The organism is Candidatus Nitrotoga sp. BS, assembly GCF_927797785.1.
GTDB lineage: Bacteria > Pseudomonadota > Gammaproteobacteria > Burkholderiales > Gallionellaceae > Nitrotoga.
The window spans coordinates 35,796-48,293 of the sequence record NZ_CAKMLL010000002.1 but is presented as its reverse complement, the minus strand read 5'-3'; the positions used below and the strand labels follow the sequence as shown (position 1 = coordinate 48,293).

13 protein-coding genes are annotated in these 12,498 nt (G+C 47.4%); 10 read left to right on the top strand and 3 right to left on the bottom strand.

Going from position 1 to position 12,498, the window contains the following annotated elements; translation table 11 throughout:
• Positions 1-343 precede the first annotated feature (343 nt).
• From MJ769_RS00230 to MJ769_RS00215, 4 genes are all read left to right on the top strand, one after another.
• Positions 344-673 (top strand): putative signal transducing protein, encoded by a 330-nt coding sequence (locus MJ769_RS00230; RefSeq protein ID WP_239233843.1) that lies wholly within the window; start codon positions 344-346, stop codon positions 671-673.
• A 112-nt stretch (positions 674-785) separates the two neighbouring features.
• Positions 786-1,646, top strand: coding sequence for a hypothetical protein (locus MJ769_RS00225; protein WP_239233842.1), 861 nt, complete (start codon positions 786-788; stop codon positions 1,644-1,646).
• A 184-nt stretch (positions 1,647-1,830) separates the two neighbouring features.
• Entirely contained in the window at positions 1,831-2,694 is an 864-nt protein-coding gene (locus MJ769_RS00220) for a transposase (protein WP_239233841.1), read from the top strand.
• 29 nt (positions 2,695-2,723) lie between these two features.
• A complete protein-coding gene (locus MJ769_RS00215; protein ID WP_239233840.1) occupies positions 2,724-4,043 on the top strand; it encodes a TAXI family TRAP transporter solute-binding subunit in 1,320 nt (439 codons plus the stop codon).
• Between the two features lie 256 nt (positions 4,044-4,299).
• On the opposite strand, the gene MJ769_RS00210 is transcribed toward MJ769_RS00215, so the two are convergent.
• The 3 genes from MJ769_RS00210 to MJ769_RS00200 are packed head-to-tail and all read right to left on the bottom strand — an operon-like array spanning position 4,300 to position 6,145.
• Positions 4,300-4,503: a YgaP family membrane protein gene (locus MJ769_RS00210; protein ID WP_239233839.1), complete on the bottom strand. Its 204-nt coding sequence runs from the start codon at positions 4,501-4,503 to the stop codon at positions 4,300-4,302.
• 18 nt (positions 4,504-4,521) lie between these two features.
• Positions 4,522-5,790, bottom strand: a complete 1,269-nt coding sequence (locus MJ769_RS00205) for an NAD(P)/FAD-dependent oxidoreductase (protein ID WP_239233838.1) — start codon at positions 5,788-5,790, stop codon at positions 4,522-4,524.
• Between the two features lie 55 nt (positions 5,791-5,845).
• On the bottom strand, positions 5,846-6,145 hold the full coding sequence (locus tag MJ769_RS00200) for an ArsR/SmtB family transcription factor (protein WP_239233837.1): 300 nt from the start codon (positions 6,143-6,145) through the stop codon (positions 5,846-5,848).
• 83 nt (positions 6,146-6,228) lie between these two features.
• Between MJ769_RS00200 and MJ769_RS00195 the strand changes: the two genes are divergently transcribed.
• The 6 genes from MJ769_RS00195 to MJ769_RS14575 all read left to right on the top strand — a co-directional run bounded on the left by MJ769_RS00195 (position 6,229) and on the right by MJ769_RS14575 (position 12,487).
• Positions 6,229-8,898, top strand: coding sequence for an efflux RND transporter permease subunit (locus MJ769_RS00195; RefSeq protein ID WP_239233836.1), 2,670 nt, complete (start codon positions 6,229-6,231; stop codon positions 8,896-8,898).
• Between the two features lie 48 nt (positions 8,899-8,946).
• A complete protein-coding gene (locus MJ769_RS00190) occupies positions 8,947-9,765 on the top strand; it encodes an outer membrane lipoprotein-sorting protein (protein ID WP_239233835.1) in 819 nt (272 codons plus the stop codon).
• Positions 9,765-11,237, top strand: a complete 1,473-nt coding sequence (locus MJ769_RS00185) for a hypothetical protein (protein ID WP_239233834.1) — start codon at positions 9,765-9,767, stop codon at positions 11,235-11,237. Before MJ769_RS00190 ends, MJ769_RS00185 begins: the two co-directional genes overlap by 1 nt.
• 294 nt (positions 11,238-11,531) lie before the next feature.
• Positions 11,532-11,684 carry a helix-turn-helix domain-containing protein gene (locus tag MJ769_RS14545; RefSeq protein ID WP_338140731.1) on the top strand — a complete coding sequence of 51 codons (153 nt, stop codon included), beginning with the start codon at positions 11,532-11,534 and terminating at the stop codon, positions 11,682-11,684.
• A gap of 265 nt (positions 11,685-11,949) precedes the next feature.
• Entirely contained in the window at positions 11,950-12,207 is a 258-nt protein-coding gene (locus tag MJ769_RS00180) for a hypothetical protein (protein ID WP_239233833.1), read from the top strand.
• A gap of 4 nt (positions 12,208-12,211) precedes the next feature.
• Positions 12,212-12,487 carry a group II intron maturase-specific domain-containing protein gene (locus MJ769_RS14575; RefSeq protein ID WP_445083043.1) on the top strand — a complete coding sequence of 92 codons (276 nt, stop codon included), beginning with the start codon at positions 12,212-12,214 and terminating at the stop codon, positions 12,485-12,487.
• Positions 12,488-12,498 lie beyond the last annotated feature (11 nt).

Below are 12,498 nucleotides of genomic sequence, written 5' to 3'. Positions count from 1 at the left end.
TTTTTACTCGCGCCTTGTCTTGTCTAGAAAATTGAATTTTTAGAGGCGCCCTTGAAGAGTTCGAAAAACGAAATTTGGGTCAGTCATTGTAACTTGCAAAATGTGCGAAATATGCACAAGGCAATGACTAACACCATTCCTGCTGACTGACATGCGGAGGCTTTAAGACTGCTCGGCTTAACGATGGTGGGTCGAACCGACATTGCAGACAAGGTCGAAAATAATAATGCAGGGATGGCAGGCAGACACATTTCGCTATAATACAGCTCGCCCTCGCTTTCATTCATCCTCTCTGTCGCCTCACTGAGCACGGCACTATACACATGACCGAAATGATATCGAAATGAAAAGCGTTTACGAAGCCTCCAGCGGACTGGACGGACACATGATCCTGAATTTGCTCGAACAGCGCAGCATTAAGGGACGCATTGAGGGCGAATATCTGCAAGGCGGTATCGGCGAACTACAGGCAATGGGATTCGTGCGGGTGATGGTGGAGGAGGAAGACTATGACCAAGCCAGACAGATCATCAGCGCATGGGAAGCAATACAACCGCCAGTGGCAGAATCCACACAGGAGACCCGCACCGCAGGCGACACCCAACTGTTCTTCGCCGGCTTTATCCTCGGTGCAGCGCTCATGTATTGGCTGATGAAGTTAAGCGCAGCTTAAGACGCAATTTTCGAAATTGTCGAAATTGGGATCGGACTCGATTAAATCAATGGTAACGAGGACATAAAGATTAAATCGAGTCTGACCTTCATGGCACAAAAGAAATGTTGTAATGTTAAAACTGACCCCACACATTCAGACCCCACACATTCACCCTTCCGAACTCATGGCTGAATTACTCGAAATCACGATTACGCACAACTTGACCGACCTGACAGAGGTCGCTGAACTGTTTCGCCGCCGACTCATTGCGCTCGCTTGGGACCGCAAAGGTCCCGATCCAAGTCTTTATATAGGCCGCGGCCACACTGACGTAACCTTGTTTCACACCATGCGGCGGGACGGCGCAGCTGTGATCGCCGCTTACAAAGGTGCCACGACCAATCGATCGGACCGTCTCGTTGGATTAATCAGACCGGGCACCGAATTTCAACGGCTCAATGGATTACTGTGCTTGCCGCTCTCCGACGCTCGCGTGGTCGACTCATCCGCAAATTTTCTGGGCAACCTTCCTCCGAGACAATGTACTGTTCAATCATGCGCTAAACGTGCGAGGGGTAGACTCTCGGCGCTGGTTCGCGGTGAGAGCTCACCTCGCGCCGTTTGGTCGCTGCACAATCGCGATGTCGAAACGCTTGTCACCAACTATCTTGTTGCCAGCGGCATGTGCGTGTGTGTGTGGAGCGGCTCGCGCGCCTTCGAAGATATCGATCATGCTGGCTATCGGCAAAACGGCCAGGAACTCTTGGCCCAAACAACCGTCTCCACGAATCATGTCGCCACCAAGGCGGCAAAGCTCTTGCGATTGGCTCAGCCAAACCGTACGCTTCATTTTTTTGGGCCAGCGGACGCTCAACATCAATGTCCCGCGCCGATTGAGTATCATTCAATCGAAACGGTTTTTGCCGAACTGGATCACACTGCTGCTGGACGTTGGCTAATCGATCGCATGCTCAACTCAGACGGCTCTTAACGCAGCTCAACAGCGCACGGGGTCACGGGGTCACCCATTAGCCTCCCCTAAGTCAAGAGCGCAAAAAAATACTCGCAAACAGCCGCGATAAACATTTACTGCTCTGGCCACAACCTTTATTTTGGATGGCTAAAGCGCACGGGGTCAGTTCTAACATTCCAACAAACTCTGTTACACTTCACTGATGGCTAGACCTCTCAGACTAGAATTTTCGGGTGCCCTTTATCACGTCACCTCGCGTGGGGATCGTCGGGAAGATATTTTCCTGAGCGACGATGATCGCAGTGATTGGCTGGCGGTGCTGGGCATTGTTTGCGCTCGATTTAACTGGGTGGTTCATGCTTTTTGCCAGATGACCAATCACTATCACCTGCTGGTGGAGACGGTGGACGGTAATTTGTCCGGTGGGATGCGGCAATTGAACGGCCTGTATACCCAGCGCTTCAACCGCCGCCATGGCCTGGCGGGGCATCTTTTTCAGGGGCGCTACAAGGCGATCCTGGTACAAAAGGAAGCCTATTTACTGGAGTTAACGCGCTATGTGGTGCTGAACCCACTGCGCGCCAACATGGTGGAATCGCTTGAGGACTGGCGCTGGAGCAGTTACCCTTTTATCACGGGACAGGAGGCAGCCCCTCCGTGGCTGGATGCGGACTGGTTGCTTGGTCAGTTTGGTTCACAGCGCAGCAAAGCGCTCAGGGGTTATCGCCAGTTCGTGATGGCGGGCAGGGGCTTGCCCAGCCCCATGCTGGAAACTCGCCATCAATTGTTGCTGGGTGACAATGCTTTCGTAGAGCGCCACTGGCAAACAAAAAATCGAGAAGCGCTACGGGAAGTTTCAAAGGCCCATCGAAGATCGGTCGCTTTGTCGCTGGATGAGTACCAGATGCGCCACCCGGATAGAGATCAGGCGATAGCTCGGGCTTACCTATCCGGTGCTTATACGATGGCAGAGATCGGGGGCCATTTCGGGATACACTACATGACGGTCAGTCGCGCAGTGCGGAAATTTGAAGAAGATCTGAAAAAAAATGTTGTAATGCAATGACGAAGATCAAGCCGTTTTCAGAGATATAGTTGACCGTCCTAGAAATGATTGGACTTAGCCAGATACTGGGAATTATCACCATCATGTCGACGGCACTGATCCTGCTTTTCGCCGTGCTATGGTTTGTCGACTCGGCACCTCCTAACACTATTACCTTAATCGGTGGCCCGAAGGACAGCATGTTCCAACTCACTGCCAAGAAATATGAAGAAATATTGGCGCGTAGCGGGGTAAAACTGAATGTCATTCCTTCGCAAGGTTCGCTAGAAAACCTGGCACATCTGATCGATCCTTCGTACCATCTGGATGTCGGTTTTGTTCAGGGTGGGTTGATACAAGGGGGCTTGCTAGAAGGCATGGACACAGACCAACTTATCTCCCTCGGCAGCATTTTCTATGAACCGCTGATGGTGTTCTACCGTGACAAAGAGACGATAGACAAACTAACCCAGTTAAGTGGCAAGAAGTTGGCTATCGGCCAAATCAACAGCGGTACCTACAACCTGTCTTCAGTATTACTCAAGGCCAACGGCATCGAATTAGGCGGCATCACCGAACTACTGAACCTGGAAACGGACGAGGCTGCAGAAAACTTGATTGCAGGCAAGATCGATGCCGTGTTCATGATGGGAGAATCAGCTTCGCTGAAAACCACGCGCAAAATGCTGAACACCCCGGAAATAAAGCTCATGAGCTTCTCACGGGCCGATGCTTATAGTCGTCAACTAGGCTATCTCAACAAGATTGAATTACCGGAAGGTTCTCTAGACCTTGGCAAGAACATTCCCGGACACAACGTGATGCTGGTCGGCCCCACGGTTGAACTTGTCGCGCGTAAAGGCTTGCACCCAGCTTTATCCGACCTATTGCTCGAGGCTGCACATGAGGTTCATGGCGGTAGCGGTCTGTTACAGCGTCAAGGGGAATTCCCCGCGCCACTTGAGCATGAATTTCGTATTAGCGAAGATGCCAGCCGTTATTACAAAACGGGCAAGAGCTTCCTCTACCGTAACTTGCCGTTCTGGCTGGCCACACTTCTGAACCGCGTCCTGATTGTGATAGTACCCATTCTGGTCGTGCTGATCCCCGGATTACGATTGCTGCCTCCAATTTATCGCTGGCGCATCAGGTCACGCCTTTACAAATGGTATGGCGCGTTACTGGAACTTGAACGAGGACAGCTTGATGTTCGCGCACCAAAGGAACGAGGTGAACTGATCAAGAGGCTGGATGAGATCGAACAGGCAGTTAACAGGATAACGGTACCCAAGTCGTTTGGCGACCAGTTCTATATTCTCCGCCAGCACATTAATTTAGTGCGCGAAAGGCTGTTAAATAACGCTCACTAGAATATTCGGCACGCCTGGATTCTTGCACAACAGAGCCTGCTCAGCGTTATCGAAAGCGCGGCCAGTCAAAACTACGGTCTGCAAGTTGCTTTAATGGCAGGTGTGCCAAACGACGTAGTTCGTGTCGCAAATAAACTACTCATACAGCTACAGATCAGCGCAGCACAAAATCCTTTGGGAGATTTGCAGTCGGATGAATTCAGTCCGAAGTAAGCGAATGTTGTTCAACCGTAACCGTACGATATTTCTGATCCTGCTAATAAAAAGCGACGCCCGGCTTACATCCCATCTTTTTCAGAAACATCGCCAGTGGGCAGAAGCCGCTGAAAGATGCCTGAAAAAGGTTTGCGGCGAAAAAGGCTGTCAGCCATAACCAATAGTCAGAGTGTAGTTGCGATAACAACAGGCTCACGAGAATCATGACGCCAGCGAATGCTATTACCATACGATCAATATTCATGGTTATTGCGCCTTTTGTCTATTTGAGTTTATTAATACCCAATACCTTTAATACGTAGTGTTCATAGATTGGTTCCGTCGTTCCTTTTCTGACTTTGTGCAAAAAATATTTTTCATAGGCTATCTTGGCGAGATGCACCCATTTGCCGGATTTTGTCCAGGTAATATTACGTGGTGGTATTTGCGGGATAGCCACGAAAGCGACACCCGTATCTCCCATATCTGCCAGACAAATGGCATTCCATGTCGCTTCAGTAGAGGGTATTTTGCCATTGATAACGTCACGAATATTATGCGCGGCTGCGGTCACCATTGATTCAATCATGTACCCAGTCTTCGGTACACCGACTGGTACTGGTGTTTTCTCTAGTGGTGCAATCGCAACGCATACACCAATCGCATAAATATTTTCATAACGGGGATTGCGTTGATACTTATCAATTTTAATAAAGCCACGTGGATTAGTCAGGCCTTCGATATTGCTAACGGCCTCAATACCGGTGAATGCCGGCAACATCATTGAATAACTAAAGGGAAGTTCGTGGCGTTGTTTTTCAGAGCCGTCTTCATTATGTTCGAGCACGTGCATCACGCCATCTTCAACACGTTCTACTTTGGCATTAGTAATCCATTTGATGTGACGCTCGCGGAGCAAACCTTCCATCATAGCTTTAGAATCGCCGACACCACCCAGTCCCAAATGACCAATATAAGGCTCTGCTGTCACGTAGGTCATAGGTACTTGATCCCGCAAGCGTCGTTTGCGCAGATCTGCATCCATAATGAACGCGAATTCATAGGCTGGCCCGTAACAGGAGGCACCTTGCACCGCACCGACGACAACAGGGCCCGGTTTTTGGATGAAACCATCCCAAGCTGCCGCTGCATTATTGGCATGATCAACATGACAAATGGATTGCGTAAAGCCTTCTGGCCCCAGACCTTCGATCTCTTCAAATGCTAAACGTGGTCCGGTGGCAATAACCAGATAATCATAGATTAAATCGGATCCGTCGCACAATTCCAGACGGTTTTCTTCTGGATGCACACGTTTGACCCCCACAGCACTAAAATTAATATTTTTCTTATTTAGACAGGGAGCAAGTTCAACTTTAATATCTGCTGGTTTGCGCCAATTGACAGCGACCCAAGGATTAGACGGCACAAAATGAAAAGTTTCGCTATCAGAGACCAACATAACTTCGTCTTCCTTGCGAGCAAGACAGCGCATTTCATAAGCCATGGATACACCGCCAATGCCACCACCGATAATAATAATTTTTGCCATTATTCATTCCTCCTAAAAATTTTATGCTGAATTTTTATGCTGATTGACTGATTAATTATTCATTCTCTGTTCCACAGTAGATGCCATACAGCACTTCAAGTACACGGCGTGCGCCTTCATCCTTCAAAGAATAATAGGCACTCTGTCCTTCTCGTCTACATTCCACGATCCCTTCATGGCGCAAGCGTGACAAATGTTGTGACAATGCTGACTGACTCAAACCAATCAGCTTTTCCAGTTCACCGACTGCGCGCTCTTGCTTAACAATGTTGCACAAAATCATCAAACGGGCCGGGTTCGCCAGCGTCTTTAGTAATTTCGATGCGGCGTAAGCATTTTGTTGCATATCTTCCATATTAATATTAGTTGATTCTTATATTATAATATACTAATATTATGTTAATGTTTTCTTACTGTCAATTCAAATCGGAGTTTTAAGTGACGCAAAATACTTTTGCTGAAAGCGTTATCCGTTTTTCCCTGGATAGACCTCGAACGATCATATTGGCAGTGGTTGTGTCGACTCTGTTGCTGGTTACGCTGGCAACGTTGCCTAGTATCTGGCCGCAGCAATTTCCTGTTTTGCAGAGCCTTAAAATAGATACCGACCCCGAGAATATGTTGTCCGAAACTGAACCGGCGCGCGTTTTCCATAATCAAGCAAAGAAGGAATTCTCGTTGTATGACATGGTTGTTGTCGGAATCGTCAATGACAAACACCCGAATGGCGTATTTAACGTCGCTTCTCTCACAAGAATATTCAAATTAACAGAATTCGCTCGACAGTTAAACTGGCCAGGCGCCCAAGATCCCACTCAGTGGGAAGGTGTTGTAGAAGTCGACATGATTGCGCCGTCCATGGTCGACAATATTGAACAAGGTGGTTTGGGTGCAGTAAATTTTGACTGGCTGATGCCGCAACCTCCCGCCAGTGAGGAAGAGGCGGTTGCTGTACGCGATCGTGCTGCGCGTATCCCCTTTTTGCACGATACGCTGGTCAGCGGTGACGGCAAAGCGATTGCCCTGTATCTGCCGCTGACCAACAAGCATATTTCCTATGAAGTCAGAAAAGCGTTACTGAAATATGTTGAAGATTGGAAGGGGTCGGGTGACCAGGTCTACATTACCGGCTTGCCGGTAGCTGAAGACACCTTTGGTGTTGAGATGTTTGTCCAAATGGCTGTATCGGCACCGATGGCGATGCTGGTGATCTTTTGTCTGCTCTGGTGGTTTTTTCGACATTTCGTATTAATCATCTCACCGATGATTCTAGCTGTGGTTTGCGCTCTATCTACCATGGCACTGCTGGTAATTTCGGGTAATACCGTGCATATCATGAGTTCGATGATTCCAATTTTCATTATGCCTATTGCGGTATTGGATTCAGTGCATATTCTGTCGGAATTTTTTGATCGCTATCCGCAGATTAAAGACCGTCGGCGCACCATAGAACAAGTGATGAAACACCTGTTCAAGCCGATGTTATTCACTTCACTGACAACCATTGCCGGATTTGCTTCATTGGCGCTGACGCCTATCCCACCCGTGCAGGTATTTGGCATCTTCATTGCCATTGGTGTCTTCCTGGCCTGGTTATGGACTATCGTTTTTATACCCGCTTTTATCATGCTAATTCCGGAACATAAACTGGCAAGTTTCGGACATGCTTCCAGTGAAGCGGAAGATTCAACGCCAATGAGCCGAACGCTCCACAAGGTTGGGGTATGGACCTATGATCATTCACGAAAAATCATTGCGGGCACATTTGCGCTAGTACTAATCGCAGCCTGGGGTATCAGCCTGATCCAGATTAACGACAATCCAATCAAGTGGTTTACTGCCTCACATCCCATACGTGTTGCCGACAAGGTGTTAAATGAACACTTCGGTGGCACCTATATGGCTTATCTTCAATTTGAGCAATCATCCGATAGTGTACCGCTCACGGATTATGCGCAGCTTTTGAAACAAAGGCTGCAAGTACGCAAGACACAATCTATAAGCAATAAATTCTTATTTTCCGGGAAAGTTTTCGATCGGGCCATCAGCAAAATAGAGACCGAATTGCCCTCTGCGGAATCCAAAAACAAGCTGTTGTCCGCTTTGATCTTAATGGCGCAAACCTCACTTGATAAAGCGCCCGATGATGAATACGACGCGTGGGATGATCTATTGTTGTTTTTTGATGAAGAGCGCCAGCGTGATGAGCTTTTCAAACAACCGGAAGTTCTGAATTATCTGGATAAATTGCAACAACACCTACTTACGACCGGTATCGTCGGTAAATCTAATTCTGTGGTCGATGTGGTCAAAACTGTACATAGAGAGTTGCTGCTTGGCAAAGATGAGGCGTTCCGCATACCAGATACGGCCAGTGCGGTGGCACAAACGCTCATTACTTATCAGAACAGCCATCGCCCACAGGATCTCTGGCATTTAGTCACGCCAGATTACCGTAAAGCGGTGCTTTGGTTACAACTGACCAGTGGTGATAATCAGGATATGGAAACTGTAATCAAATCTGTCGAAACATTTGTTGCTGATAACCCGCCACCGCATGCGCTTCAGCCACACTGGTTTGGTTTAACCTATATTAATACCGTATGGCAAGACAAAATGGTGTCGGGAATGCTGGAAGCATTTGCCGGAAGCTTCTTAATTGTATTAGTGATGATGGTGTTCTTGTTTCGTTCGCTGCCGTGGGGGATATTAGCCATGATCCCGTTAACAGTCACAGTTGGCTTAATCTACGGTATTGTCGGGCTAACAGGCAAAAACTATGATATGCCCGTAGCGGTATTAAGCTCACTGAGTCTGGGTCTGGCGGTAGATTATGCGATCCACTTTCTGGCTAGAGCCCGCGAAGCTCGCAAAAATCATGCTTCATGGCAGGAAACGATTCCCGAAATGTTTGGCGAACCGGCGCGTGCTATTACCCGCAATGCAATTGTTCTTGGCGCAGGTTTTCTGCCTTTACTGGCAGCACCCCTCATTCCCTATAAAACAGTGGGTGTATTCATTGCCGCGATTATCGTCTGTGCTGGCATCGCTTCATTGTTGATTCTGCCGGCAACGATCCGGATATTGGAAAAATGGCTTTTTCGGTAATGGATATTGTCAAATTAAATTATTTTAATCAATCATGATGGAGGCAACATGAAAGGCAAACTATTAAATCTAATCGCTGCATGCCTTGTGTTTGCAGGTGGCCAAGCTATTGCGAAATCCCCGTCCGTTGAAGACATTGTCCATCGCGCCAACAAGGTATCTTATTACGCAGGTCAGGACGGACGTGCCCAAGTAGAGATGACTATAACGGATAATCAGAACCGTGTGCGTAATCGCCGTATGACAATTCTGCGTAAAGATATGCCTGAAACGGATGCGCTGGAGAAAGGTGCTTATCGGGGTAAGCAAAAATTCTACGTCTATTTCACGCGTCCTGCCGATGTCAATAAAATGGCTTTTCTGGTCTGGAAGGAACTTGATACCGATGATGAACGCTGGTTGTATTTACCTGCGCTGGATCTGGTAAAACGTATTGCGGCATCAGATAAACGTACCAGTTTCGTTGGTTCTGATTTCTATTATGAGGATGTATCTGGTCGGGATATTGATGAAGATAAGCACGAATTAATTGAGACAACAGACAATTATTACGTACTCAAAAACACGCCGATTGATCGATCATCGGTAGAATTTGATCACTACAAGATGTATATCCACAAGGACTCATTCATCCCGGTGCAAGTTGAGTATTATGATGCAAAAGGCAGCAAGTACCGCGTTGCCACTGCACTTAAGGTTGATATCATTCAAGGACATGCGACAGTCACCAAAGCCAGCATGGAAAACCTGAAAACTGGCAGCAAAACAGTGATGGAATATAGTGACGTGAAATATGACATTGGCCTACCCGATGATATCTTTAGCGAACGTTATCTACGCACCCCCCCAAGAAAATTTCTGCGTTAATGAAATCATCGCTCATTCTAGTTTTTTTCTATTGGCTGATTATTTTACCGGTCATGGCAGAAGAACCAGCTTTACCGGCTGGACTCGGCAAAGACAATAGCAATGAGCCAGATCTGCCCGCTGGCCTCACCACTAAAAAGCCAGCATTGCCTAAAGTTCATGATGACGAACCGGCTTTACCCAGCGGGTTGAATAATGCATCAGCACCAGCATTACTAGGAATGCCAAGTGCGAAAAATGACGTCAAGTCTTTGCTGGATTCCTCAACAGATGTGAAATTACCGTTTGCGTTATCGGGTTTCTGGGAAGCACGAGGCGGTACACGCGTCGTTAATGATGCGCATGAACGCGGCACATCAATCGCAGAAAGCCGCTTGCAATTGGAGCTTGACAAAAATTTTCGAGCTGTGTCATTCAATCTGACGACCGATCTGATTTATGACAATGTGGCCAACGATCACAGAATCGATCTCAATACAGGTCGTGGTTGGATTGATTTGCGTAGCGCAAACTTAACTATTTCTCCAACTGGTTTTATGGACATAAAAGCAGGTAGACAGATACTCACTTGGGGTACGGGCGATCTGCTGTTTATCAATGACCTCTTTCCCAAGGATTGGAACGCATTCTTTATCGGTCGTGACGTAGAGTATTTGAAGGCGCCATCGGATACGTTCAAGACTTCATTGTTCAGTGATTTGGCCAATCTTGATATCGCTTACACACCGGAATTTGATGCGGATCGATTTATCGATGGTCGTCGCATTTCCTTTTTTGTACCGCAACTGGGCGCAATTGCTGGCCGTAATGCCATTACCAATAGTAATAGACCAAACGATGGTGAATTGGCTTTACGACTGTATCGCAACATAGGTGCTTATGAAGCTGCAGTTTATTTCTATGATGGTCACTGGAAAAGTCCTGGTGGTTTTGATTCAGTTAACAGCCTTGCGTTGTTTCCGAAGTTGCGTGTGACGGGAAGCAGTATTCGCGGTCCATTAGCGAATGGTATCGGTAATATTGAAGTTGGTTACTATGACTCACGTGATGATAACAACGGCAACAATCCGTTCGTCAATAATAGTGAGTTTAGAGTATTGGCTGGTTATGAACAGGAAATCGTCAAGAATCTGACGCTGGGTGTCCAGTATTACCTGGAACATCTGGTTGATCACAATAATTACCTGCGTACCTTGCCTGTCGGATCTCCCGCACGTGATGAAAATAGACACCTATTAACTACCCGACTAACGCTACTAACGCATAGCCAGAATGTAACCTGGTCAGTATTTAGCTATTACTCGCCTTCGGATGCAGATTTTTATATACGACCCAAGGTTAACTACCGGATAAATGATCACTGGATATCAGAGCTGGGTGGCAATCTATTTGGCGGTAAAAATGTCCATACTTTTTTCGGCCAATTTAGGGACAACAGTAATATTTATCTGGCGCTTCGTTATGGGTTTTGATGCACTTATGCCGTTAACTTGCGCCACAAGACCATCTGATCTCTAATTTTATGCAAACAGAGTAACGGGTGAAGTCGCTTGATCAATACATAATTGATATGTTGTCGCACGCCCATGCCCCGTCCCAAACAAATCGAATATAAAAATGCCTATTTTTGGACTTGGACATTCAGGCTCAGTTAGCCATATCACCTGTTTGGTAAGTAAGCAATAAAGTAAGCATTTCGAATTGACAAATGAAGTAGCAGAGGCCTGTAAATTTATTATTAATCAAGCATCTTACCCATTATTCTGATGCGCTACCCGGATAGAGATCAGGCGATAGCTCGGGCTTACCTATCCGGTGCTTATACGATGAAAGAGATCGGGTGCCATTTCGGGGTACACTACATGACGGTAAGTCGCGCAGTGCGGAAATTTAAAGAAGACAAGAAAATAATATTGTAATGTTAGAACTGACCGTTCGCAGTAAATGTAATAGATCCAACGGGTTAAAGTCCCGTCCGAGGAGTTGTCCGTACGCCTCGGTAGCATAAGGAAGCGTCGTCGTGGTAACACGGGGTCGTGAGTTTCCACACAGCAAGAGAGCAGGCCGTAACGCAAGTGAACCTAGACGTAGCCTCGTAAATGAATTGGAGAAGCCGACCCTGTGGTCAGAAGGGGAAGGCCGTTGGATGGATGCTGAAATAACGGAAGTGGCATCCATCGACTTTTGGATCGGATATGGGACAAACGTCAACTGCGCTGGAAGCTGAAAGGGCACATCTTCCGCTATGCGGACGACTTTGTGGTGCTATGTAGGGGCAAGGTAGATGCGCCCTTGGCAGCAGTTCGGCATGTACTGGAACGGCTTGATCTCACGCTAAACGAGAGCCAGACCCACATTGTTGATGCCCGACAGGAAAGTTTTAATTTCCTGGGATTTGCAATCAGGGTGAACAAGGAAACGCACACCGATAGCGATAGTTGATGTTGTGGGAAGTGTGAACTCCGCTCTTCTCGGTTGGGCTAACTACTTTCATTACCGCAATTCCAACCAAGCATTGGAGAAGGTGAAGACGCATACAGAAGAACGAATGCGAAAGCACCTGATGAAGTGTCACAAGGTCAAGGACAGAGGGATCGGCTTAGGCCGTTTCCCGAGCCAGCAGCTTTATACGAAATATGGGCTATACAAGGTTCCAACAACAGCAGGCTGGAAATCGGCGCATGCCTTGGCGTGTAGAACATCGGAAAGTCGTATGCGTTAGTAGCGCACGTA

Bases quoted from the DNA above. Each gene is read 5' to 3' on its own strand.
- MJ769_RS00230 (WP_239233843.1), top strand. From the start codon at position 344: ATGAAAAGCGTTTACGAAGCCTCCAGCGGACTGGACGGACACATGATC.
- MJ769_RS00225 (WP_239233842.1), top strand. From the start codon at position 786: ATGTTAAAACTGACCCCACACATTCAGACCCCACACATTCACCCTTCC.
- MJ769_RS00220 (WP_239233841.1), top strand. From the start codon at position 1,831: ATGGCTAGACCTCTCAGACTAGAATTTTCGGGTGCCCTTTATCACGTC.
- MJ769_RS00210 (WP_239233839.1), bottom strand. From the start codon at position 4,503: ATGAATATTGATCGTATGGTAATAGCATTCGCTGGCGTCATGATTCTC.
- MJ769_RS00205 (WP_239233838.1), bottom strand. From the start codon at position 5,790: ATGGCAAAAATTATTATTATCGGTGGTGGCATTGGCGGTGTATCCATG.
- MJ769_RS00200 (WP_239233837.1), bottom strand. From the start codon at position 6,145: ATGGAAGATATGCAACAAAATGCTTACGCCGCATCGAAATTACTAAAG.
- MJ769_RS00190 (WP_239233835.1), top strand. From the start codon at position 8,947: ATGAAAGGCAAACTATTAAATCTAATCGCTGCATGCCTTGTGTTTGCA.
- MJ769_RS00185 (WP_239233834.1), top strand. From the start codon at position 9,765: ATGAAATCATCGCTCATTCTAGTTTTTTTCTATTGGCTGATTATTTTA.
- MJ769_RS14545 (WP_338140731.1), top strand. From the start codon at position 11,532: ATGCGCTACCCGGATAGAGATCAGGCGATAGCTCGGGCTTACCTATCC.